The following is a 21,578-nucleotide window of genomic DNA, read 5'->3' on the forward strand; positions in this document are numbered from 1 at the left end:
GGGCGCGTTCGGCTCGGGCGCGCGCGGCGGCCGCGGCCGCCTCCGCCGCCTCAAGACGCGCGCGCTCGAGCAGCTCGTCGCGCGACGCGCGTGCACGACGCGCGTCGTCGGGCCCCTCCTCCGGAACGATCGCGGCGGGCGACGCCTCTCGGACGTGGGCGGTGAGATCGACCGGCGCGAGATAGCCGAGGTTGGTCGGCGCGATCCCGGCGAGGTGATCCCACAGCGAGCGGACTCGACGGGTGGGCGTCTGCGCGGCGGGGAGCGAGATGGTGTCGGTGTCGGCCATGCGTCCAGGTAACGCTCCCCGCATGACGAAGCGTCGCGAGAACGGTGACGGGCCCGTTAATCCGGACTGTGAGTCCACCGTGCGCCACGAGACCCCCGCTACCCCCGCTACCCCCCGTGCAGAGGGAAGCGCCGCCGCAGCACGATGCGCTGGACGAGCGTCCAGGTCACCGTGACCACGAGATAGAGTGCGGCGGCCAGCGGCACGAACAGCGCCACGACGGCCGTGGCGAACTGCAGGACGCCGAGCCAGCGCAGGTCCGGCATGCCCGGGGCCGGGGCATCCGTCGTCTTCGGACGGCACACGCGGCGCGTGATCTCGGCCACGATCACGAGCACCGCGACGATCGCGCCGAACACGACCGCCGTCGCGGGGTCGAGCGCGCCGTGCACGACGGAGCCCGCGACGCTCGTGCCGAGCGGCACGCCGGCGAGCTCCTCGGTCAGGAGGGCATTCGCGTGCCCCGCGATCGAGGCGTGCAGGAAGACGCTGTAGATCACCCCGACGATCGGCGCCTGGATGAGCACGGGCAGACAGCCCGCGAAGGGCGACGCCTTCTCGTCGGCGTAGAGCTTCATCGTCTCGCGCTGCAGGCGCTCGGGGTTCTTGCGGTGGCGCTCCTGCAGCGCGCGCAGCTTGGGCGCGAGCCGCGAGCGCAGTCGGTCGGCCTTGGCCTGCGCGATGCCGGTCGGGATCAGCGCCGCGCGCACCAGCAGCGTCACCACGACGACGGCGAGGGCCGCGGCGCTGGGGCCGGCGAGCGGCGCGAGGAGGTCGGCGAGCCCCATGAGGGCGCCGTAGGCGGCCTGGAGCACGGCCGCGATGGGAGGGAAGGAGTAGAGGTCCACGGTTGTCCTGTTCGTCGGTGTCGGCGTTGCGGCGTCTGGCCACGACGGCACCGACGGACGACGACGACACCCCGGACGGGGTGCGTGGGCGCGGCGGGCTACGCGGCCGAGGCCGCGGCGCCGGGAGCTCGCGGGCGCGAGTGGCCCGCGGCATCCGGATCGCTCTGCGACACCAGCGCGGACGGGTCGATCTGCGCGCGTGGACGCGTCAGGAGGCCCGGGGCGTGGGAGAGGGACGCCACGGCGACGACGAGCGCGACGGTCACCGCGACGGCGGCGAGCGCGAGCGCCAGGGCGCCGGTGGTGACCGCGTCGGTGGAGCCGACGGCGACGAGGACGGCGAGGAGGCCGAGGCAGGCGAGCGCGACCCGCACCTGGGCGCCGAGCGTGCTGGTCATCGGCGGCACCTCCCCTCGCTCGGGACTCACGCTAACACGCGCTCGTCCGGCCCGGACCGGCGGTCGGCGACGGGCCGCCCGCGTCGCCGCCGGGATGGCCGGCACGGAGGCGAGCGGATCCCGGCATCGCACCGGCTCCCCGTCGGCATCCCGGGGGAATGCGCCCGGCCGGACCCGCGTTGTCGCACACGTGCAGCGCTTCGGGACCCTCTCCTTCGGACACTACGGGCCGCTGGGCGGCGGACGCATCCTCTCCGCGCGGGACTCCATGGCCCAGGCGATCGACCTCGCGCAGGGCATGGACGACCTCGGCGTGAACGGCGCCTACTTCCGCGTGCACCACTTCGCGCGACAGCAGTCGTCGCCCATGCCGCTGCTGGCCGCCATCGCCGCCCGCACCGAGCGCATCGAGATGGGCACGGGCGTCATCGACATGCGCTACGAGAACCCGCTGTACCTGGCCGAGGAGGCGGCATCCGTCGACCTCATCAGCGACGGACGGCTCGCGCTCGGCGTGAGCCGTGGGTCGCCCGAGTCGGTCGTCCGCGGCTACGAGGCGTTCGGCTACACCGGCGCTGCCGACGCGCGCGGCGCCGACCTCGCACGCGAGCACTTCGCGACGTTCCTGCGCGCGATCGAGGGCGAGGGGATGGCCGACCGCGATCCGCACAGCCCGTTCGGCGGCGGCACCGGTCGGCAGCGCATCGAGCCGCACTCCCCCGGGCTCCGCTCGCGCGTCTGGTGGGGCGCCGGCACGCGCGACACGGCGGAATGGGCCGGTCGCATCGGCGTCAACCTCATGTCGTCGACGCTCCTCACCGAAGACCGCGGGCTGCCGTTCGACGAGCTGCAGGCGCAGCAGATCGACGCGTTCCGCGCCGCATGGCGCGAAGCCGGACACGCCGGCGAACCCCGCGTGTCGGTGAGCCGGTCGATCTTCCCGCTGACCACCGCCGAGGACGAGCTCTACTTCGGCGGCCGCCAGGAGGGCGACCAGGTCGGCGTCATCGACGGCTTCCGCTCCACGTTCGGCAAGACGTACGCGGCGGCGCCCGACGTGCTGGTCGAGCAGCTGCGGGAGGATGCCGCGATCCGCAGCGCCGACACGCTCATGCTCACGATCCCGTCGCAGCTGGGCGTCGCGTTCAACCTCCGCATCGTGGAGACCTTCGCCCGGCACGTCGCCCCCGCCCTCGGCTGGCAGCCCACTCGCTGAGCCCCGGCGCCGCCGCGTGGGGCCGTCGCGGTGTGCGGCCGCGGTGTGCGGCGGTCGCGGGCGCGACTTGACCGGCACGGACTTCGCAGAATCGCGCGAACTTCGCAGGGATCCGACGACATCCTGCGAGATCCGCGCGATTCTGCGAAGTCCGTGGGCCGAGCGCTCGTCTCAGCGGGCCGCCAGCGCGTGCGTGGCCAGGAACGTCGCCGGCCTCAGCTGCAGCCGCGGCTCGGCGGCGCGGAAGAGCCGGACGGCCTCGAGCTCGGTGGCGATCCGCTGCCCGGCCGGGCCGCGCAGCAGCTCGACGGCCCAGTCCATGGCCGGCTGAGGAGGCTGCCCCGAGGCCGGCGCCTCGCCGCCGAACAGCTCCGCGAGCCGCTCGCGCGGATCCTCCCGGTCTCCGAAGACCAGTGCAGACATCTGTCCTTGCATGACTACCTCCCGAATCCGGTGCGTACTCGTCACGCTAGAGGACCGGCGGATGCCACGGCCTCCACCGCGAGGCGGATTCGCACGGATGCCGTTGCCGGTCGCCGTCGACGAGGCCTCCCTCGCACGGCGGACTCCCGATGCCTGTCGTCGGCGCGGCTAGCCTGAGACCCATGGATCGGGACAGACACGTCGTCTTCCTGCACGGCCTCGGAACGGGACCGACGTCGTGGGCGGAGCAGCTGGCGTCCCTCCCCGACGGCTTCTCGGGCTTCGCGCCGCAGCTCGCCGGCCTCGGCACCGGAGATTCCGCGAGGTTCACGCTCGCCGGCGCGACCGTCCGGGTCGTCGACGAGCTCGACCGCCGCGGCATCCATCGCGCCCACGTCTGCGGGCTCTCGCTCGGCGCCATGGTGGCCACGCAGCTCGCGATCGACCATCCCGGACGGGTCGCCTCCCTCGTCCTCTCCGGCGGTCAGGTGCACCCGCCGCGCGCGCTCATGGCGCTGCAATCGGTGATCCTGCGCGTCCTCCCGGCGCGGGTCGTGGCGCCCGACGGCACCGACAAGAAGCGGGTGATCGCGGTGTCGCACGAGATCGCCGGCACCGACTTCCGCGACCGGCTCGCGGCCATCGGTGCGCCCACTCTCGTGCTGTGCGGGTCGAAGGATGTCGCGAACCTGCCCGCTGCGCGGGCGCTGGCCGCCGGCATCCCGCACGCCCGCCTGCGCATCGTCGAGGGCGGCGGCCACGAGCTGAACACCCAGAGGCCCGCCGAGTTCACGACCGAGCTCGTGGAGCTCCTGACCTCGGTGGCCGGGGAAGGCACGGCGGACTCCGCCTGATCGCCGGCGCCCGCGAGGGTCACTCGGCGGCGAGCTGCGCCGCCACCTGACGGGCCGGGCGGTCGAGGGACCGGAGGACCGGCAGGGTCGTCGCCGCGATCACGACCGCTGAGCACAGTCCGAAGATCACCGCGAGGTCGACCCACGGCACCACGATGCGCGCGGAGACGCCCCGGTCGAGCGCCAGCACCCCCGCGGAGAAGACCGCCATGCCGACCGCGGTCATCACGAGACCGAGCAGCGTCGCGGTCACCGTGATGATGACCCCCTCGAGCACGGGGACGAGCACCTGCTGGCGCTTCGTGGCGCCCACGATGCCGGCGAGCGCGAGCTCGGACTCGCGCTGCCGCGACATCATCAGCACGACGCTGACGCCGCCCGACATGGCGATGAGCAGGATGAGCCCGACCAGGAAGAGCATCGAGAGCATGCTGACGTGCTCGAGTCCGTGGCGTCCCAGCTCGTCGAGCAGCGCCATGACCGATGCCGTGAGCGAGCCCAGTCCGACGAGGAGGCCCACCGCCATCATGATGGGCGTCACGGTGCGCGAGAGGCGCTCGCCCCGCGCGATGACCGCCGACCGCGCGAGCACCCACGACGCCGAACGCGCCGGCACGAGGGCGGTCCAGGCGCGCGTGAGCCCGCCGATCGTCAGCGGCGCCCAGAGCGAGAGCACGATGCTGGTCAACAGCATGCAGAAGAGGCTCCCCTGCAACACGAGGTCGCTGCCGTCGACGCCCAGGTTCGGGGCGAACGCCACGACCGCCGCGGCGATGGCGACGGTGCCGAGGAGGAGCACGCCGCCCCCGATCCAGCGGCCGATCCGTCTGCGGCGCACGGTCGCACCCGGCGCCGTGCGCAGCGCCTCGATGGGCGGCACCGCGGCCGCGACGCGCGACTGCCGGAGGCCGCCGAGCACCGCGACGAGCACGAAGAAGCCCGCACCGAGGAGGGTCCACAGCGGATCGACCTCGATCACGGCGATCGCCGGATCGACCCCGCGGTCGGCGATCGTCTCGCGGACCGCGGCGGGCTGCACCACGATCGCGAGCACGATGCCGATCACGGCGCCGACGAGCGACACGATCGCCAGCTGGGCGAGCAGGATGCGCGACACCTGACCCGGCGTCGCGCCGGCGAGGGCGAGTCGGGCGAGCGCGCCCCGCCGCGACTGCACGACCAGCCCGGTGACCGCTCCGATCACGGTGAGCGTGCCGACGAGCGCGAGCGCGAGGTTCCAGCCCGGCGTGATCAGGAGCGCCGGCGCCTCCTGCTCGGGCACCGCGCCGGTGGCGATCGTGGCGCCGAGACTGTCGAGCGCGAGGATCGCGAGCACGATCGAGAAGCTCGTGGCGACGAACGCGACGAGCACCGCGAGCCACGAGGTCCAGGCCGCGCGCAGCTCGGCGACGACGAGGGCGCGCATCAGGCCGCCTCCTCGGCGACGGCGTCCGATCGCTCCTCGAGCGCGGCGAGGAGCGACGCCACCGACTCGGTGGTCGGGCTCGAGAGCTGGTCGACGAGCCGTCCGTCGCGCAGGAACACGACGCGGTCGCACGATGCCGCGACCGCCGGATCGTGCGTGACGATGAGCACGCACTGCCCCGGCGTCCCGCCGATGCGGCGGAGCTCGGAGAGCACCACGCGGCCCGAACGGGAGTCCAGCGCCCCGGTCGGCTCGTCGGCGAACACGATCTGCGGACGCTGGGCGAGCACGCGCGCGATCGCGACGCGCTGCTGCTCGCCTCCGGACATCGACGAGGGTGAGGAGGCGCCCCGTCCGGCGAGCCCGACCGCCGCGAGCGCCTCCTCGATGCGCGCCCTGTCGACGCGCTCGCCGCGCAGCCGGAACGGCAGGGCGACGTTCTCCGACACCGAGAGCGTCGGCATCAGGTTGTAGGACTGGAACACGAAGCCCAGCTCGCGCCGGCGCAGCTCGGCGAGCTGTCGCCTCGACCGCCGGGCCAGACTCTCGCCGAGCAGGGCCACGTCGCCGGAGGTGGGCTGCTCGAGGCCCGCGAGGCAGTACATGAGCGTGGACTTGCCCGAGCCGGAGGGGCCCATGATCGCGCACACCTCGCCTTCGCTCACGGTGAGCGAGACGTCGTGCAGGATCTCGACGGTCGACGACCCGGCCGGGTAGGACTTGCGCAGCGACTCCGCCACGATGAGGGCGCCGGCCGGATGGGGGTGCTCGTTCGTCATGGCAGCAGCCTCGCGGCATCCCCCGTCGTCGTGCATCGCCCGATCAGCCCCGGTCCGGTACGACCCAGGTCGTACTCGAGGGCCGACCTCCGGGGATCCCGCCGCGTCCGGGGGCGCGAGTAGTGTCTGTGCCATGCCGGAGGAGATCGTCGCCACCGAAGACGCCCCGGGCCGGTCGCGTCGCTCGCGGCTGCGCTGGGAGTCCCACGTGCTCTACCTGGCCGCCCTCGGCGTGGCGTATTACGCGACCATCGATCACGACAGGCTCGCCGTGCAGTGGCTGCCGCAGCTGCTCCTGCTGCCGTTCGTGATCGCGGCGGTGCTCCTGCGCCGGCGCCTGCCGTATGCGCTGCCGGTGCTCGGAGCCGTCGCCTTCGCGTTCGACAGCCCGGCGGTCTTCCCCGTCGGCATGGCGAGCCTCGCGATCCGCAGGCGGGGCTGGCGGGTCTGGCTCGTCGGGATCGTCGGATGGGCCGTGTCGCTCGCGACGATGTACCGCTGGTTCCTGTCGGAGCCGTGGGAGAGCGCCGTCCAGATCGTGCCGCTCGGCTTCCTGACCTTCGCCGCGGTGCCGATCCTGATCGGGCGCTATATCCGCAGGAGCCGCGAGCGCGAGTCCGCCGCGGTCGCGCGCGCCGTGCGGGCCGAGATCGAGCGGGAGCTGGCGGCCGCGCGGGCAGTGAGCGCCGAACGCGAGCGCATCGCGCGCGAGATGCACGACTCGCTCGGCCACGTGCTGACCCTCGTGACGACGCAGGCGGGCGCGCTCGAGGTGAGCACGGCGGATGCCGCGACGAGCGCCGTCGCCGAGTCGATCCGCAGCACCGCGCGGCGCGGGCTGGCCGACCTGCGCGCCGTCGTCCGCGCCCTGGGCGACGAGGACGCCAGCCGGGGACCGGCGCGCGGGCTGACCGCGATCCCGGACCTCATCGAGGAGAGCCGGGGCGCCGGCGCGACGGTGGGCTTCGACGACCGCATCGGCGTGCGGGCGGCGGACGTGCCGGACTCGACCGGTCGGCTGCTGTACCGGCTCGTCCAGGAGGGGCTCACGAACGCGCATCGGCACGCGCCGTCGTCGCCCGTCGACATCGATCTGTCCGGCACCCCGGGCGCCGGCATCGCGATCACGGTCGCCAATCCGCTCGCGCCCGGCGGCGAGCGCGGAGCCGGGAGCGGCCTGGTCGCGCTGCGCAGTCGCGTCGAGCTGCTCGGCGGCGTGTTCGGCGCACGGGCCAGCCGCGGCCGGTTCGAGCTGCGCGCCGAGCTGCCGTGGGAGGTCGCGTGATCCGCGTCTCGATCGTCGACGACGACGCGCTCGTGCGCGCGGGCCTCGGCACGATCCTCTCCTCCGCCGACGACATCGAGGTGGTCGGCGAGGCCGCCGACGGTGCGGATGCCGTCGACCTCGTCCGTCGCACCCGCCCGGACGTCGTCGTCATGGACATCCGCATGCCCCGCGTGGACGGCATCGAGGCGACCCGGCGCATCGCCGGCGCGGACGCGCCGCGCGTGCTCGTGCTGACCACGTTCCAGCTCGACGAGCATGTGTTCGCCGCGATCGAGGCGGGCGCGAGCGGCTTCCTCCTCAAGGACACACCGCCCCGCGAGCTGATCGAGGCTGTCCGCGTCGTCGCCGCGGGCGACGCGATGCTGAGCCCGGCGCACACGCGCGCGCTCATCGAGCGGTTCGCCGGCAGCGGCCGGGAGCTCAGGCGCGACGCGGCGCGGACGCAGCTCGAGCAGCTCAGCCCGCGCGAGCGGGAGATCGCCGACGCGGTGGCCGAGGGACTCTCCAACGCCGAGATCGGGGCGCGGCTGTTCTGCTCGGAGGCGACCGTGAAGACGCACCTCACCCACGTCTTCGCCAAGCTCGGCGACACGAACCGCGTGCGCCTCGCGCTCCTCGTCCGCGACGCCGCGCCCTGATCCGCGCGGACTCAGGCGGTGACGCGGGCCGGGACCACGCGGTCGGGCCGCGCATAGAGGTTCATCGTCGCGCCGCGGAGGAACCCGACGAGCGTCAGGCCGGCGGTCTCGGCCAGGTCGACGGCGAGCGACGACGGTGCCGACACCGCCGCGAGCAGCGGGATGCCGGCCATCACCGCCTTCTGCACGAGCTCGAAGCTGGCGCGGCCCGACACCTGGAGGACGGTGCCGCGCAGCGGCAGGCGATCGTGGAGCACCGCCCACCCCACGACCTTGTCGACCGCGTTGTGGCGACCGACGTCCTCGCGGACGACGAGCAGCTCCCCCGTCGCGCCGTCGAACAGGGCCGCCGCGTGGAGTCCCCCGGTCTTGTCGAAGACGGCCTGGTGGTCGCGCAGCCGATCGGGCAGCGCGGCGAGGGTCGCGGCATCCACCCGCACGTCGTCGTCCGCGACGTCGTACGACGACACCGACTCGACCGCGTCGATCGACGCCTTGCCGCACAGTCCGCACGAGCTCGTCGTGTAGAAGTTGCGGGCGAGCGAGAGGTCGGGGAGCGCCACGCCGGGGGCGAGGGCGACGTCGAGCACGTTGTAGGTGTTGCCGCCGTCGACGGGGGCGACGACGTCCGGCGTGCCGGTGCGTCCGCCCGCAAGGGCGAGCCGGTCGCCCGGGCCGCCGCAGTGGATCGCCGAGCGGAACTGGTCGCCCCGCGCGATGACGCCCTCCGAGACGAGGAACCCCGCCGCGAGCTCCACGTCGTGACCCGGCGTGCGCATGGTGACGGTCAGCGGCATGCCGCCGACGCGGATCTCGAGCGGCTCCTCGACCGTGAGCGTGTCGACGCGGCGGGCGGTCGCGTCGCCGTCGGCCGCGATGGTGATCCGCGTGATCGAGCGGCGCGCGGTGATCCGACCCATTGCGCCATGCTAACCCCGGCCCGGCGTCCGTTCTTCGCCGTCGGCGCACGGACGGGGCTCGACCCCGGGGCGGATCTCCGTCGTCGCGCACGCTGACGGCGCCCGCGCGGCCGGATCGGCCGGCACGAGCACCGTCACCGCGCCTCGGTCACGCGGCACGACGGCGGAGATCCCGGACGACACTCGGTGTCTACAGCCCTCGGCTCGGGGTGCCACGGAGGATCTCCGCCGTCGTGCGGGCGAACCGTCGTTCCGGCGACGGATGCCGGGCCTCGCGCGAGGCGGTGCATGCCCCGGCTCCGCCGGAATCCGGCCCGAACGAAGGCTGGACGACCCGAAGGCCGCTCGAAACGGGCTTCTCGGCGCAAGCAGCCTTCGTTCGGGCACCATTCTGCCCGCGACGCGCCGGAAGGGGGCACAGCCGCCGCAGAGCGGTGCTCAGCCGCCGATCGCGTTCATGCCGCGTGCGGGTTGCAGGAATGACGGGTCGTTGATCGCGTGGCCGGGCAGCTTGCCGTGTACGCACGAGCGCAGCATCGCGTCGATCGCGACGTCCTCGCCCCCGCCGGATGCGCCGCGCAGCACGGGGACGAGGTCGTACTCCGTCGTGGAGAACAGGCAGTTGCGCAACTGGCCGTCGGCCGTCAGCCGCAGCCGGTCGCAGTCGCCGCAGAACGGCGCGGTGACCGAGGCGATGACCCCGACCGTGTGCGGGCCGCCGTCGAGCGTCCAGCGCTCCGCGGGCGCTCCCCCGCGCCCCGCCACGGGGGTGAGGCTCCAGCGGGCGGAGAGCGTCGCGAGGATCTCGTCCCGCGTCACCATGCGCGCGCGATCCCACGTGTGGCCGGCGTCGAGCGGCATCTGCTCGATGAAGCGCAGCTGTGCGCCGCACCCGATCGCGAACTCCACGAGCTCGACGAGCTCGTCGTCGTTGACGTCGCGCATCGCGACCGCGTTGAGCTTGAGCGGGCGCAGGCCCGACGCCGCAGCCGCCGCGATGCCGGCCAGCACGTCGTCGAGGCGGTCGCGGCGCGTGAGCGCGTGGAACCGGTCGCGGCGCAGCGTGTCGATCGAGACGTTGAGGCGGCCGAGGCCCGCCTCGACCAGCCCCGGCAGCAGCTCGGGGAGCCGGATGCCGTTGGTGGTCATCGCGATCTCGACCGGGCCTGCCGGCCCCGAGATCGCGGCGAGCCGCCGCACCACCTCGACGATGTCGGTGCGCAGCAGCGGCTCGCCGCCGGTGAGCCGGAAGGTCGTGATGCCGTCGGCGGCGGCCACCCGCGCGATGCGCTCGATCTCGTCGAGCGCGAGGATGCTGGAGCGCGCCAGCCACTCGTTGCCCTGCTCGGGCATGCAGTACGTGCAGCGCAGCGAGCAGCGGTCGGTGAGCGAGATGCGCAGGTCGCGGTGCACGCGGCCGTGCGTGTCGACGAGCGGGTCGCCGATCGTCGCGCCCGGATCGACCGCGGCGGCGCGCAGCGCCGCGGGCAGCGGCAGATCGCGCACGCCGGTGCGCGGCATCCCGATCGTCACCGGAATCGCCGTCACGGCCTGCTCCGTCGACGCCCCATCCCTTCGAGGGTATCCGTGTCACGGCGACAGGGTCCGCGGTCGCCCGGGTTTATTCGTGGCGAGCGTCGGCGCCACTTCCCTGCGATGGCGCCACATATTCATGGGGGCCATCGCAGGATCATGGCGCCGACACGCGGGCCGCGACTGCGGGATGCAGGAAGGTGTCGCCAATCGCACACGGCGGAGCCACCGGCCGCAGAAGCCGCAGAAAGGTGTCGCCAATCGCACACGGCGGAGCCACCGGCCGCAGAAGCCGCAGACACCGGTCGCAGAAGCCGCAGAAAGGTGTCGCCAATCGTGCAGGGAGGGATCGGACGCCGGACGCCGGACGCCGGGCGAGCTCAGGCGGGGCGGCGCTCCAGGCGCACGACGACCGACTTCGAGGTCGGCGTGCCGCTCACGGCCGCGGTGGAGTCGAGCGGCACGAGCACGTTCGTCTCGGGGTAGTAGGCCGCCGCGTTGCCGCGCGGGGTCGAGTACGGCACGATCCGGAACGCCTCGGCGCGGCGCTCCTCGAGCGTGCCGTCCGCGGCGGTCCACTCCGACACGAGGTCGACGACCTCGCCCTCGGCGAACCCGGCCGCGCGCACGTCGTCGGGGTTCACGAGCACGACGCGCCGCCCGCCGTGGATGCCGCGATACCGGTCGTCCTTGCCGTAGATCGTGGTGTTGTACTGGTCGTGCGACCGCAGCGTCTGCAGGATCAGGCGCCCCTCCGGGATCGCCGGGTACTCCAGCGGGTTGGCGGTGAACTGCGCCCTCCCGTCGCTCGTGGCGAACTCGCGCGCGTCGCGCGGCCCGTTCGGCAGGAACAGCGTGCCGCCCTTGTCGATGCGCCGCTCGTAGTCGTCGAACCCGGGGATCACCCGCTGGATGTGGCCGCGGATGAGCGCGTAGTCGCCCTCGAGGGCGGCCCAGTCGGCGCGCGGCGCGTTGCGGGCGACGGATGCCGCGGCCTCGGCTCCGCTCTCGCCCGACGACTCGCCGGAAGCACCGGCGTCGGTCTCGCCGCCGCGCTCACCGGCGGAACCGGCATCCGTCGCGCCGTCGCGCCGGCCCGGCAGGCCGGCCTCCGGCCCGAACAGCAGCGCGCACAGCCGCGCGACGATCGCGACCTCGCTGAGGAGGTCGTCGGCCGGCGGGGCGAGGCGCCCGCGCGAGGAGTGCACGGCGCCCATCGAGTCCTCGACCGAGACGCGCTGGTCCTTGCCGCCGCGACGGTCGCGGTCGGTGCGGCCGAGGGTCGGGAGGATGATCGCGCGACGCCCGGTGACCACGTGCGAGCGGTTGAGCTTCGTGGAGATCTGCACGGTGAGGTCGAGGCGGGCCATCGCCTCCTCGACGACGCCGGTGTCGGGCGTCGCGCTCACGAAGTTGCCGCCCATCGCGAGGAACACCCTCGCGCGGCCGTCGCGCATCGCGCGGATCGCCTCGACGGTGTCATGGCCGTGCCGGCGCGGCGCGGTGAACGAGAACTCGCGGTCGAGCGCGGCGAGGAACGCCTCGGAAGGCTTCTCGTAGATGCCGACGGTGCGGTCGCCCTGCACGTTGGAGTGCCCGCGCACGGGACACACCCCGGCGCCCGGGCGCCCGATGTTGCCCTGCAGCAGGAGGACGTTCACGACGTCGCGCAGCATCGGCACCGAGTGCCGGTGCTGCGTGAGGCCCATCGCCCAGCACACGATCGTGCTCTCCGAGCCGAGGACGAGCTCGCCGATGCGGCGGAGCTCGTCCTCCGCGATCCCGGTGGCGGCGACCAGGTCGGCCCACGCCACGTCGCGGACCGCCGCCGCGTAGGCCTCGAACCCGGTCGTGCGGGCCTCGACGAAGGCGCGGTCGACGACGCCGCCGGAGCGCTCCTCGACCTCGAGCAGGTGCTTGCCGATCGCCTGGAACAGCGCCTGGTCGCCGCCGAGGCGGATCTGCACGAACTCGTCGGCCAGCGGCGTGCCGCCGAGGATCACCCCGCGCGGGGTCTGCGGGTTCTCGAAGCGCAGCAGGCCCGCCTCGGGCAGCGGGTTCACGGCGACGATGGTCGCGCCCCGCTGCTTGGCCTTCTCGAGCGCGCTCAGCATGCGCGGGTGGTTCGTCCCGGGGTTCTGGCCCGCCACGATCAGGAGGTCGGCGCGGTGGATGTCCTCGATCGACACGGTCCCCTTGCCGATCCCGATCGTCTCGGTGAGGGCCGACCCCGACGACTCGTGGCACATGTTCGAGCAGTCCGGCAGGTTGTTGGTGCCGAGGCCGCGCACGAGCAGCTGATAGAGGAACGCGGCCTCGTTCGACGTGCGGCCCGACGTGTAGAAGATCGCGTCGTCGGGCTCGTCGAGGCCGCGCAGCGCCTCGGCGATCTCGCGCAGCGCGTCGTCCCACGAGATCGGGCGGTAGTGCGTCGCGCCCTCCTCGAGCACCATCGGATGCGTCAGCCGCCCCTGCTGTCCGAGCCACCAGTCGTCGTGGGCGCGCAGCTCGTCGAGCGCATGCCGCGCGAAGAACTCCGGTCCCACCCGCCGCAGCGTGGCCTCCTCGGCGACGGCCTTCGCGCCGTTCTCGCAGAACTCGGCGACGTGACGGCGCTCCTCCTCGGGCCACGCGCAGCCGGGGCAGTCGAAGCCGTCCTTCTGGTTGACCTGCATGAGGGTGCGGATGCTGCGGGCGACGCCCATCTGCTCGTTCGCGATCTGCAGCGCGTGCAGCACGGCGGGCACCCCGACGGCGACCTTCTTGGGCGCGGTGACGCGCACGCGGGACTCGTCGATGTCGGCGGTCGGGGGCCTCGTCGCCATGTCGCCTCCTGCTGCGGCCGGTCACGGTGGTTCGGTCCATGCTACGGCGACCGGAGCGGGTCGTCGCGGGTCCCTCGCGCGGAAGGGCGCCCGCATAGGCTAGGAGGCGGACTCGGCCGCATCGCGCGCCGCCGCACCCGCACCACTGGAGCCGATATGGACCTGCTCGACCCGCTGCTGCTCGCCCGTTGGCAGTTCGGCCTGACGACCCTGTACCACTTCATCTTCGTGCCGCTGACGCTGGGCATGAGCGTGTTCGTCGCGATCTTCCAGACGATGTGGCACCGCACCGGCGACGTGAAGTGGCTGCACCTGACCCGTTTCTTCGGCAAGATCTTCCTGATCAACTTCGCGATGGGCGTCGTCACCGGCATCGTGCAGGAGTTCCAGTTCGGCATGAACTGGTCGTCGTACTCGCGGTTCGTGGGCGACGTGTTCGGCGCACCGCTGGCCTTCGAGGGCCTCATGGCCTTCTTCTTCGAGGCCACCTTCATCGGGCTGTGGATCTTCGGCTGGGACCGGCTCCCCCGCGGCATCCATCTCGCCTCGATCTGGATCACCGCCGCGGGCACGTGGATGTCGGCGTACTTCATCCTCGCCGCGAACGCGTTCATGCAGAACCCGGTGGGCTACCGCATGGCCGAGGACGGCGGCCGGGCCGAGATGGTCGACTTCGGCGCGCTGCTGGTGAACCCGGTCGCGCTGACGCAGTTCCCGCACACGATCTTCGCCGCCGGCATGTTCTCGGCGGGCGTCATGATCGCCGCGTGCGCGTGGCTCATGCGCACCGAGCACCGCGAGACGGTGCGCCCGGCGCTGCGGTTCGGCCTCTGGGCCATGCTCGTCTCGTTCGCGGGCGTCGCGCTCTCGGGCGACCAGCTGGGCCTCGTGATGGTCGAGACGCAGCCCATGAAGATGGCCGCGGCCGAGGCGATGTTCGACTCGGCGTGCGGGGTGGACGCCTCGTTCTCGATCTTCTCGATCGGAACCCCCGACGGCACCGCCGAGATCTGGTCGTTGCGCGTGCCGTACGTGCTCGCATTCCTCTCGACGCATACGTTCGACGGCTGCGTCGAGGGCATCAACGACCTGAACCATCTCTACACGCAGGAGCTGTTCCCGCAGTTCGCCGACCAGGTCGACGGCAACTTCGCGCCGATCCTGTGGGTCACCTACTGGTCGTTCCGCTGGATGATGGGCTTCGGCGGCCTGGCCGCCTTCATCGCCCTGGTCGGGCTGTGGATCACCCGCAAGAACGCGAAGCGCGCGGTCGCGCCCTGGATGTGGACGCTCGCCATCTGGCAGGCGCCGCTCGCGCTCCTCGGCATCCTGGTCGGCTGGATCTTCACCGAGATGGGCCGTCAGCCCTGGATCGTGTTCAGCCTCATGCTCACGCAGGACGGCGTCTCGCCGAGCGTCCCGGGCTGGAACGTGCTCGTCTCGCTCATCGCGTTCACGCTGCTGTACGCGGCGCTCGCGGTCGTCGAGTTCGGCCTGATCCTCAGGACGGTGCGCAAGGGGCCCGACCGGCTGCCAGGCCCCGACGATCCCGACCCCGGCACGGTCGCGGTCGAAGACACCCCGACGACGGTCTACTGAGGAGGACGGACATGGAACTCGCACAGCTCTGGTTCTTCATCGTCGGCGTCCTGTTCGTCGGCTACTTCGTCCTCGACGGCTTCGACTTCGGCGTCGGCATGTCGCTGCCGTTCCTCGGCAAGGACGACGTCTCGCGCCGCCAGATCATCAACACGATCGGCCCGGTGTGGGACCTCAACGAGACGTGGGTCATCGTCGCGGGCGCGTGCCTGTTCGCCGCCTTCCCGGAGTGGTACGCCACGCTGTTCAGCGGCTTCTACCTGGCGCTCCTGCTGATCCTCCTCGCGCTCATCATGCGCGGCGTCTCGTTCGAGTACCGGCACCAGAAGGACGACCCGCGTTGGAAGGCGCGCTTCGACCGCATGATCGTGATCGGCTCGGCGGCGCCGGCGCTGCTGTGGGGCGTCGCGGTCGGCAACATCGTGCAGGGCGTGCCGATCGACGAGGACCACGAGTTCGCGGGCTCGCTCCTGACCCTCCTGAACCCGTACGGCCTGTGGGTCGGCGTCACGACTCTGCTGCTCTTCTTCCTTCACGGCGTGTACTTCGTGGGCCTGAAGACCGACGGCGCGGTGCACGACGGCGCGCAGGCGCTCGGCAAGCGGCTGGCGCTCCCGACCGTGGTCTTCGCGGCCGGCACCGTGGTCTGGACGATCCTCATCGCCGCGGGCCGCGAGGCGCCGCTCCTGAACGCGGTCATCGTGTGCGGCGCGGTCGCGGCGGTCGCGCTCGTCGCCTCGGTGCTGTTCAACTGGGTCGACCGCGACGGCCGGGCCTTCGCCGCCGGCGCCGTGAGCATCGCGTTCGCGGTGCTGACGCTGTGGCTGGCCCTCTTCCCGTTCGTCATGCCGTCGTCGACCGACCTCGCCCACAGCCTCACGATCGAGAACGCCTCGAGCACCGAGTACACGCTCACGATCATGACGTGGGCGGCCGTGATCTTCCTCCCGCTCGTGCTGCTGTACCAGGGCTGGACCTACTGGATCTTCCGCAAGCGCGTCTCGCGCTCCCGCATCGAGAAGGCCGCCGCCGGCGCGCACTGAGACCGATCGCTCGCGAGGCCGACGGTGCGGGGATGGATGCCGGGACCTCCGGCATCCGTCCCCGCACGCGCATCGGATAGCCGGGCCACATTTCGGTCTCATCCGTTGACAGATCCGGGTCGCACTGTCAACATTGCCCGTGTTGAACTGTTCAACACTGCGTCTGCCTTGACAGCAGGACGCCGTACCCGCATCATTGTTGGTTAGATGGTCTGACCAATCGCAAAGGAGCGACCTGATGACAGGACGAGGCGTGATAGGGCGCGGGCTGCAAGGCCTCGACCTCGCCCTCCAATGGATAGCGATGGCCCTCATGGCCGTCGTCGTGTTCTCGGTCACGTGGCAGGTGCTCGCCCGCTACGTCGTGTCGACGTCGAGCGCCTGGACGAGCGAGCTCGCGTCGCTCGCGTTCGTGTGGCTCGCGATGCTCGCGATCCCGATCGGCATTCGCCGCGGGCGCCACATGGTGCTCGACATCTGGGAGTACTTCCCCTACCGGAAGTGGCTCGAGCGCTCGGTGACCACCGTGTCGGCGATCATCGTCGTGGCCACGTTCCTGCTCCTGGTGTGGTTCGGCTTCGAGGCCGCGCGCCCCGCGTTCAACCGCACGATGGCGGGCCTGCCGATCTCGTTCGGCTGGATCGCGCTCTCGGTGCCGGTCGGCGCCATCTTCAGCGCCGTCTTCGCCATCGAGGCGTGGTGGCGGCTGATCCATGCCGAGAAGGACGTCGACCCCCTCGACGATCCCGTGCTCTACCAGCCCGACGACGTCGTCGTGATCAAGGGAGAGGTGTGATGGGTCCCTCACTGCTCAGCGGCTTCGGAGTCGCGATGCTCCTGCGCGTGCCGATCGGCATCGCGCTCGCGGCGGCCTCGTTCGTCGCCCTCTGGTTCCTCACCGACGTGCCGCTGTCGATCGGCGCCCAGCGCATCGTCGCCGGCATCACGCCCTTCCCGCTCCTGGCCATCCCGCTGTTCGTGCTCGCCGGCGCGATCATGAACGAGGGCGGCATGACCAAGCGCATGCTCGACCTCGCCGACGCGATCGTCGGCGGCCTGCGCGCGGGCATCGCCCAGACGACGGTCGTCACCTCGCTCGTCTTCGGCGGCATCTCCGGCTCGGCCGTCGCGAGCATCTCGTCGCTCGGCCGCATCCTCATCCCCGCGATGAAGCAGCGCAAGTACCGTCCCGAGTACGCCGCCGCCGTCATGGGCGCCGCCCCCGTCGTCGACCCGATCATGCCGCCGTCGATCACGATGATCGTCTACGGCGTGGTGTCGGGCACCTCGATCGGCGCGCTGTTCTTCGCCGGCATCGTGCCGGCGATCCTCTACGTCATCATGCTGATGCTCGTCGTCCACTTCACGGCGAAGCGCCTGGGCTTCACCAAGGAGGTGATGCAGGACATCAAGGACATCAACAGGATCGGCACGATCGCCAAGGAGGACCGCGCGAAGTTCCTCCCGTCGCTGTGGAAGGCGATGCCGGCGCTGCTGCTGCCGCTCCTCATCCTCGGCGGCATCCGCTTCGGCTGGTTCACCCCCACCGAGGCCGCCGCGGTCGCCGTGGTGTACGCCCTGATCGTCGGCGTCTTCGTGTACCGCGAGCTGACCTGGAAGCGCTTCGTCTACGCAATGGCCGACTCGACGCTGGTCGTCGGGCTCATCATGCTCGTGCTGGCCTGCGCCCAGATCTACTCGTGGGCGCTGACGGCGGGCCTCGTCCCCCAGGCGATCGCGCAGGCGATCTTCTCGGTGAGCGAGAACCCGGTCGTGCTGCTGCTGCTCATCAACGCGGTCCTGCTCCTGATCGGCATGTTCATCGAGGCGAATGCGGCACTGATCATCCTCACGCCGATCCTGTTCCCGATCGCGATGTCGGCCGGCATCGACCCGGTGCACCTCGGCATCATCATCGTCGTCAACCTCAGCGTGGGCCTGCTGACGCCACCGGTGGGCATCGGCCTGATGCTGTCGGCGCAGCTGGCCAAGGTGAACCTCGTGCAGGCCGTGAAGGCGGTCGTGCCGTTCCTCCTCGCCGGCCTCGTGTTCCTCCTGATCATCACGTTCGTGCCGGAGATCTCCCTCTGGCTGCCCAGGGTCATGCTCGGCTACGCCGGCTGACCGACGACTCAGTGCCCGACATACACACAAGGAAGTGAAACCATGAAGAAGAAGACCCTGCTGTCCGCCCTCGCGATCGGCGCGATCGCGACCGTCGCCCTGACCGGATGCCGCGGCGGTGGCGGCGGCGACGCCGGCGCCGGCGGCGACGACACGAGCCTCGAGGACGCCAAGCCCATGACGCTCGTGCTCGGCCACGCCGGCGCCGAGTCGGACATGCGCCAGACCGCGTCGCTGCAGTTCAAGGAGCTCGTCGAGAAGGAGTCCGACGGCAAGATCACCGTCGAGATCCACCCGGCATCCACGCTCGGCACGTGGGAGGAGATGATCGAGGGCCTGCAGCTGGGCACCGTCGACCTCGTGATCGAGTCGCTGCTGTCGCTGGAGACCTACACCGACCTCGCGAGCGTCGAGACCGCGCCGTTCCTCTACGACGACTACGACCAGTTCTCCGAGGTCTGGGACGGCGACCTCGGCGACGAGATCAAGTCGGCCATCACGGATGCCTCGGGCTACGAGATCCTCGGCAACATGTACCGCGGACCCCGTGAGCTGACCACGAAGACCCCGGTGACGAACCTGCCGGCGCTGCAGGGCCTCACGATCCGCACGCCCTCCGCGGCGACCATGCTCGCGACGTGGGAGGCGCTCGGTGCCCGCGCCGAGGCGCTGCCGTTCAACGAGGTCTACTCGGCGCTGGAGTCGGGCGTGCTCGACGGCCAGGAGAACCCGCTCGACGCGATCTACTTCAACTCGATCCACGAGGTCGCACCGAACATCACCGAGACCAGCCACATGTACGCGAACTACCACTTCCTGATGTGGGGCGCGGAGCTGGCCGGCATGCCGAAGGTGTACCAGGAGATCATCGTCGACGCGGCGGACGAGGTCGGCAAGACCTACACCGAGACGACGCTCGAGAACATCGACGTCTACAAGGCCGACCTCGAGGCCGCGGGCGCGGTGTTCCACGAGCTCGAGGACCGGCAGAAGTGGGTCGACGCGACGCAGAAGATCATCGACGGCCTGCCCGCCCAGGTGCAGGAGTGGGTCGAGCAGATCCGCGGCTGATCCCGGCATCCACGAGGCCCCGCCCGCGCGACGCGAGTCGTCGCCGGGCGGGGCCTTCGTCGTGCGCGCGCCGGTGGCGCGGTCAGGCTGTCGCGGCGCCCTGGTAGCCCTCGACGGGCACGGTCGCATAGAACGACGTGATGTGCTCGCGCACGAGCCGCTCCGCCCGCTCGGCGTCGCGCTCGGCGATGGCCTCGAGGATCGCGTGGTGCTCGGCGCGCACCGTCTGCGCCGTGACCCGCCACTCCGGGAGGCGCGCGTATGCGTCGATCATCTGCCGCCGGATCGCGCGCCGCAGCGTCGTCATGAGCCGCGCCGTGAGCGCGTTGCCGCTCGCCTCGGCGATGCGCACGTGGAAGCGGGTGTCGAGCTCGTTGAACTCGGCCGTCTCGATGTCGGGGGCGTCCATGCGCTCGAGGATCGCCGCGAGCGCCTCGAGATCCTCGTCGCTGCGCTGCTGCGCGGCGCGCGCGCACGACCAGGTCTCCAGGGCCAGGCGCGTGTCGACGAGCTCGCGGTGCGTGAAGTGGCCGAGGGCCAGCTGCAGCGTGAGCGGCTCGACCGCCCCGGCACCCGGCGAGCCGGTGAGCACCGCTCCCCCGTCGGGTCCGCCGCCGCGACGGATGTCGAGCACGCCGAGCGCCTCGAGCACGCGCAGCGTCTCGCGCAGCGACGGTCGCGAGACGCCCAGGAGCACCGACAGCTCGCGCTCGCTCGGCAGGTGGTCGCCCACCTTGAGCTCGCCGCCGATGATCTGCTCCTCGATCTGCATCATGACCTGCTCGTGCGCGCGGACCCGGCTGACCGGCGTCCAGGACGCACCGGCGGCTTCGTTCACGATGGCTCCTCACTCACGCGCGAGCCCGGCGCGGACTACCGCCCGCGGAACTCGGCCTCCAGCTCCCGGCGCAGTCGCACGGCGGGCAGCTGCTCGTCGATGTCGATATCGTCCCACGTCACGACGGCGTCCTTGGACACGTCGCGCACCAGCCGTGCCCCGTGCGCGAGGCCGAGCGGCAGCGCGCCGACGTCGAGGGATGCCGCGGCCGGCGCCAGCTTGCCGTACACCGTGTAGCCGCCCTCGCCGTCGAGGGTCTCGCCCGCGCGCAGGTCCTTCTTCGCCGTCGAGACGACGTCGCCGAGGAAGCCGGTGGGGCAGCCGGTGGGCTCGCCGCGCAGCACGGCGCTGGCGATGCTCACCCCGAGCTCGAGACCGATCATGTGGTACGGACGGTAGAGCGACGCGTAGCGGCCGGTGGCGTCGGTGTGCACGCCGTACTCGCCGAAGCACTGCGCCGCGTAGTCGGTGCGGGCCTGGAAGGTGACGTACACGCCCCAGCGCAGGTTGTCGGGCACCTCGGTACCGTCGCGGTACATGCTGGAGGCGATCTCGACGGTGCCCGAGCGCGAGAGCTCGCCGCCGACCGCGCGCGGACGGAAGACGCCGGGCAGGTCGTCCTTGCTCGCCGGCGGGAAGCTCAGCCCCTCCTCCTGCGGCACGAGGCCGGTGCCGTTGGCGACGGCGGCCATCTCGATCGCCGACTTCGTGCCGTCGAGGAACGAGTTGAACATCTTCGGGTTGAAGTCGCCGCTCTCGAGCTGCTCGGCGGTGAAGCCGTAGTAGTCCCACACCGTGTCGGGCGTGGAGTAGTGGTACTCGGGCAGGTACTTGGTGCCCTTGCCCGCGGCGACCACGTCGAAGCCGACGGTGCGGCACCAGTCCACGAGCTCGCAGATGAGGGCGGGCTGGTCGCCGTAGGCCATCGAGTAGACGACGCCCGCCTCGGCGGCGCGACGGGCCAGGAGCGGCCCGACCATGCAGTCGGCCTCGACGTTGACCATGACGACGTGCTTGCCGTGCGCGAACGAGCCGAGGGCGTGCTCCGCGCCGACGATCGGGTTGCCGGTGACCTCGAGGATGACCTCGATGCGCGGGTCGGCGATGAGCGCCTTCGAGTCGGCGATGACCGCGGTGCCGCCGGTGGCATGGGCCTCGTCCAGGCTCGCCGCGGCGTAGCGCTCGGGCGCCCAGCCGGTCCGCTTCATCGCGCCGCGCGCCTTGGCGACGTCGAGGTCGGCGACGCCCACGACGTGGATCGTGGGGCTCACGGCGGCCTGCGTGAGGAACATCGAGGCGAACTTCCCGGCCCCGATCACCCCGACCCGGATCGGCCCGTCGGCGTCCATGCGCTGGGTCAGCTTCGAGAAGAGGTTCATGGGCGGCGCGCCTTCCGTGCGAGTCCGAGGAGGAAAGATCAGATGGTCAGACCAATCATCGCATATGAGCCTCTCCACCGCCAGAGC

At 71.9% G+C, this 21,578-nt stretch carries 20 protein-coding genes; 9 read left to right on the forward strand and 11 right to left on the reverse strand.

The genetic code is table 11. The features are described from left to right. The 3 genes from WML84_RS04635 to WML84_RS04645 all read right to left on the reverse strand — a co-directional run. Window positions 1-289 (reverse strand): hypothetical protein (locus WML84_RS04635; RefSeq protein WP_347344971.1); only part of this gene is annotated, 289 nt, incomplete at its 3' end. Window positions 290-396: 107 nt separating this feature from the next. Further along, a complete protein-coding gene (gene yidC / locus WML84_RS04640; protein ID WP_347344972.1) occupies window positions 397-1,137 on the reverse strand; it encodes a membrane protein insertase YidC in 741 nt (246 codons plus the stop codon). A gap of 98 nt (window positions 1,138-1,235) precedes the next feature. Continuing rightward, window positions 1,236-1,535 (reverse strand): DUF6412 domain-containing protein, encoded by a 300-nt coding sequence (locus WML84_RS04645; RefSeq protein ID WP_347344973.1) that lies wholly within the window; start codon window positions 1,533-1,535, stop codon window positions 1,236-1,238. 190 nt (window positions 1,536-1,725) lie between these two features. On the opposite strand from WML84_RS04645, the gene WML84_RS04650 reads away from it, so the two are divergent. After that, a complete protein-coding gene (locus WML84_RS04650; RefSeq protein WP_347344974.1) occupies window positions 1,726-2,751 on the forward strand; it encodes an LLM class flavin-dependent oxidoreductase in 1,026 nt (341 codons plus the stop codon). 171 nt (window positions 2,752-2,922) lie between these two features. On the opposite strand, the gene WML84_RS04655 is transcribed toward WML84_RS04650, so the two are convergent. Continuing rightward, window positions 2,923-3,174 carry a hypothetical protein gene (locus tag WML84_RS04655; protein ID WP_347344975.1) on the reverse strand — a complete coding sequence of 84 codons (252 nt, stop codon included), beginning with the start codon at window positions 3,172-3,174 and terminating at the stop codon, window positions 2,923-2,925. Between the two features lie 182 nt (window positions 3,175-3,356). Here WML84_RS04655 and WML84_RS04660 point away from each other — a divergent pair, with 182 nt between their 5' ends. Further along, window positions 3,357-4,028: an alpha/beta fold hydrolase gene (locus WML84_RS04660; RefSeq protein ID WP_347344976.1), complete on the forward strand. Its 672-nt coding sequence runs from the start codon at window positions 3,357-3,359 to the stop codon at window positions 4,026-4,028. 19 nt (window positions 4,029-4,047) lie between these two features. On the opposite strand, the gene WML84_RS04665 is transcribed toward WML84_RS04660, so the two are convergent. Continuing rightward, complete coding sequence (locus WML84_RS04665; protein ID WP_347344977.1) at window positions 4,048-5,454, reverse strand: FtsX-like permease family protein; 1,407 nt, start codon at window positions 5,452-5,454, stop codon at window positions 4,048-4,050. Then, on the reverse strand, window positions 5,454-6,233 hold the full coding sequence (locus tag WML84_RS04670; protein ID WP_347344978.1) for an ABC transporter ATP-binding protein: 780 nt from the start codon (window positions 6,231-6,233) through the stop codon (window positions 5,454-5,456). The genes WML84_RS04665 and WML84_RS04670 overlap by 1 nt, the downstream gene beginning before the upstream one ends. A 133-nt stretch (window positions 6,234-6,366) precedes the next feature. Here WML84_RS04670 and WML84_RS04675 point away from each other — a divergent pair, with 133 nt between their 5' ends. Next, window positions 6,367-7,518 (forward strand): histidine kinase, encoded by a 1,152-nt coding sequence (locus WML84_RS04675; RefSeq protein WP_347344979.1) that lies wholly within the window; start codon window positions 6,367-6,369, stop codon window positions 7,516-7,518. After that, window positions 7,515-8,159, forward strand: coding sequence for a response regulator transcription factor (locus WML84_RS04680; protein ID WP_347344980.1), 645 nt, complete (start codon window positions 7,515-7,517; stop codon window positions 8,157-8,159). The genes WML84_RS04675 and WML84_RS04680 overlap by 4 nt, the downstream gene beginning before the upstream one ends. An 11-nt stretch (window positions 8,160-8,170) precedes the next feature. On the opposite strand, the gene fdhD is transcribed toward WML84_RS04680, so the two are convergent. The 3 genes from fdhD to WML84_RS04695 all read right to left on the reverse strand — a co-directional run bounded on the left by fdhD (window position 8,171) and on the right by WML84_RS04695 (window position 13,437). Further along, window positions 8,171-9,079: a formate dehydrogenase accessory sulfurtransferase FdhD gene (fdhD, locus tag WML84_RS04685; protein ID WP_347344981.1), complete on the reverse strand. Its 909-nt coding sequence runs from the start codon at window positions 9,077-9,079 to the stop codon at window positions 8,171-8,173. A 438-nt stretch (window positions 9,080-9,517) separates the two neighbouring features. After that, entirely contained in the window at window positions 9,518-10,627 is a 1,110-nt protein-coding gene (gene moaA, locus WML84_RS04690; protein ID WP_347344982.1) for a GTP 3',8-cyclase MoaA, read from the reverse strand. Window positions 10,628-10,992: 365 nt separating this feature from the next. Further along, entirely contained in the window at window positions 10,993-13,437 is a 2,445-nt protein-coding gene (locus tag WML84_RS04695) for an FdhF/YdeP family oxidoreductase (RefSeq protein ID WP_347344983.1), read from the reverse strand. Window positions 13,438-13,593: 156 nt separating this feature from the next. Between WML84_RS04695 and WML84_RS04700 the strand changes: the two genes are divergently transcribed. The 5 genes from WML84_RS04700 to WML84_RS04720 all read left to right on the forward strand — a co-directional run bounded on the left by WML84_RS04700 (window position 13,594) and on the right by WML84_RS04720 (window position 19,274). After that, complete coding sequence (locus WML84_RS04700; RefSeq protein ID WP_347344984.1) at window positions 13,594-15,036, forward strand: cytochrome ubiquinol oxidase subunit I; 1,443 nt, start codon at window positions 13,594-13,596, stop codon at window positions 15,034-15,036. Between the two features lie 11 nt (window positions 15,037-15,047). Beyond that, entirely contained in the window at window positions 15,048-16,079 is a 1,032-nt protein-coding gene (cydB, locus tag WML84_RS04705) for a cytochrome d ubiquinol oxidase subunit II (protein WP_347344985.1), read from the forward strand. A 238-nt stretch (window positions 16,080-16,317) separates the two neighbouring features. Beyond that, on the forward strand, window positions 16,318-16,875 hold the full coding sequence (locus WML84_RS04710) for a TRAP transporter small permease (protein ID WP_347344986.1): 558 nt from the start codon (window positions 16,318-16,320) through the stop codon (window positions 16,873-16,875). Continuing rightward, the gene (locus WML84_RS04715; RefSeq protein ID WP_347344987.1) at window positions 16,875-18,203 is read left to right on the forward strand and encodes a TRAP transporter large permease; all 1,329 of its coding nucleotides are present in this window, start codon (window positions 16,875-16,877) and stop codon (window positions 18,201-18,203) included. Before WML84_RS04710 ends, WML84_RS04715 begins: the two co-directional genes overlap by 1 nt. 42 nt (window positions 18,204-18,245) lie before the next feature. Next, the gene (locus WML84_RS04720) at window positions 18,246-19,274 is read left to right on the forward strand and encodes a TRAP transporter substrate-binding protein (RefSeq protein ID WP_347344988.1); all 1,029 of its coding nucleotides are present in this window, start codon (window positions 18,246-18,248) and stop codon (window positions 19,272-19,274) included. Window positions 19,275-19,356: 82 nt separating this feature from the next. Here WML84_RS04720 and WML84_RS04725 read toward each other — a convergent pair whose 3' ends face one another. After that, entirely contained in the window at window positions 19,357-20,112 is a 756-nt protein-coding gene (locus WML84_RS04725; protein WP_347344989.1) for a FadR/GntR family transcriptional regulator, read from the reverse strand. Between the two features lie 35 nt (window positions 20,113-20,147). Next, a complete protein-coding gene (locus tag WML84_RS04730) occupies window positions 20,148-21,491 on the reverse strand; it encodes an SAF domain-containing protein (protein ID WP_347344990.1) in 1,344 nt (447 codons plus the stop codon). Between the last annotated feature and the right edge of the window lie 87 nt (window positions 21,492-21,578).

It is taken from the genome of Microbacterium sp., from assembly GCF_039812165.1.
Lineage (GTDB): Bacteria > Actinomycetota > Actinomycetes > Actinomycetales > Microbacteriaceae > Microbacterium.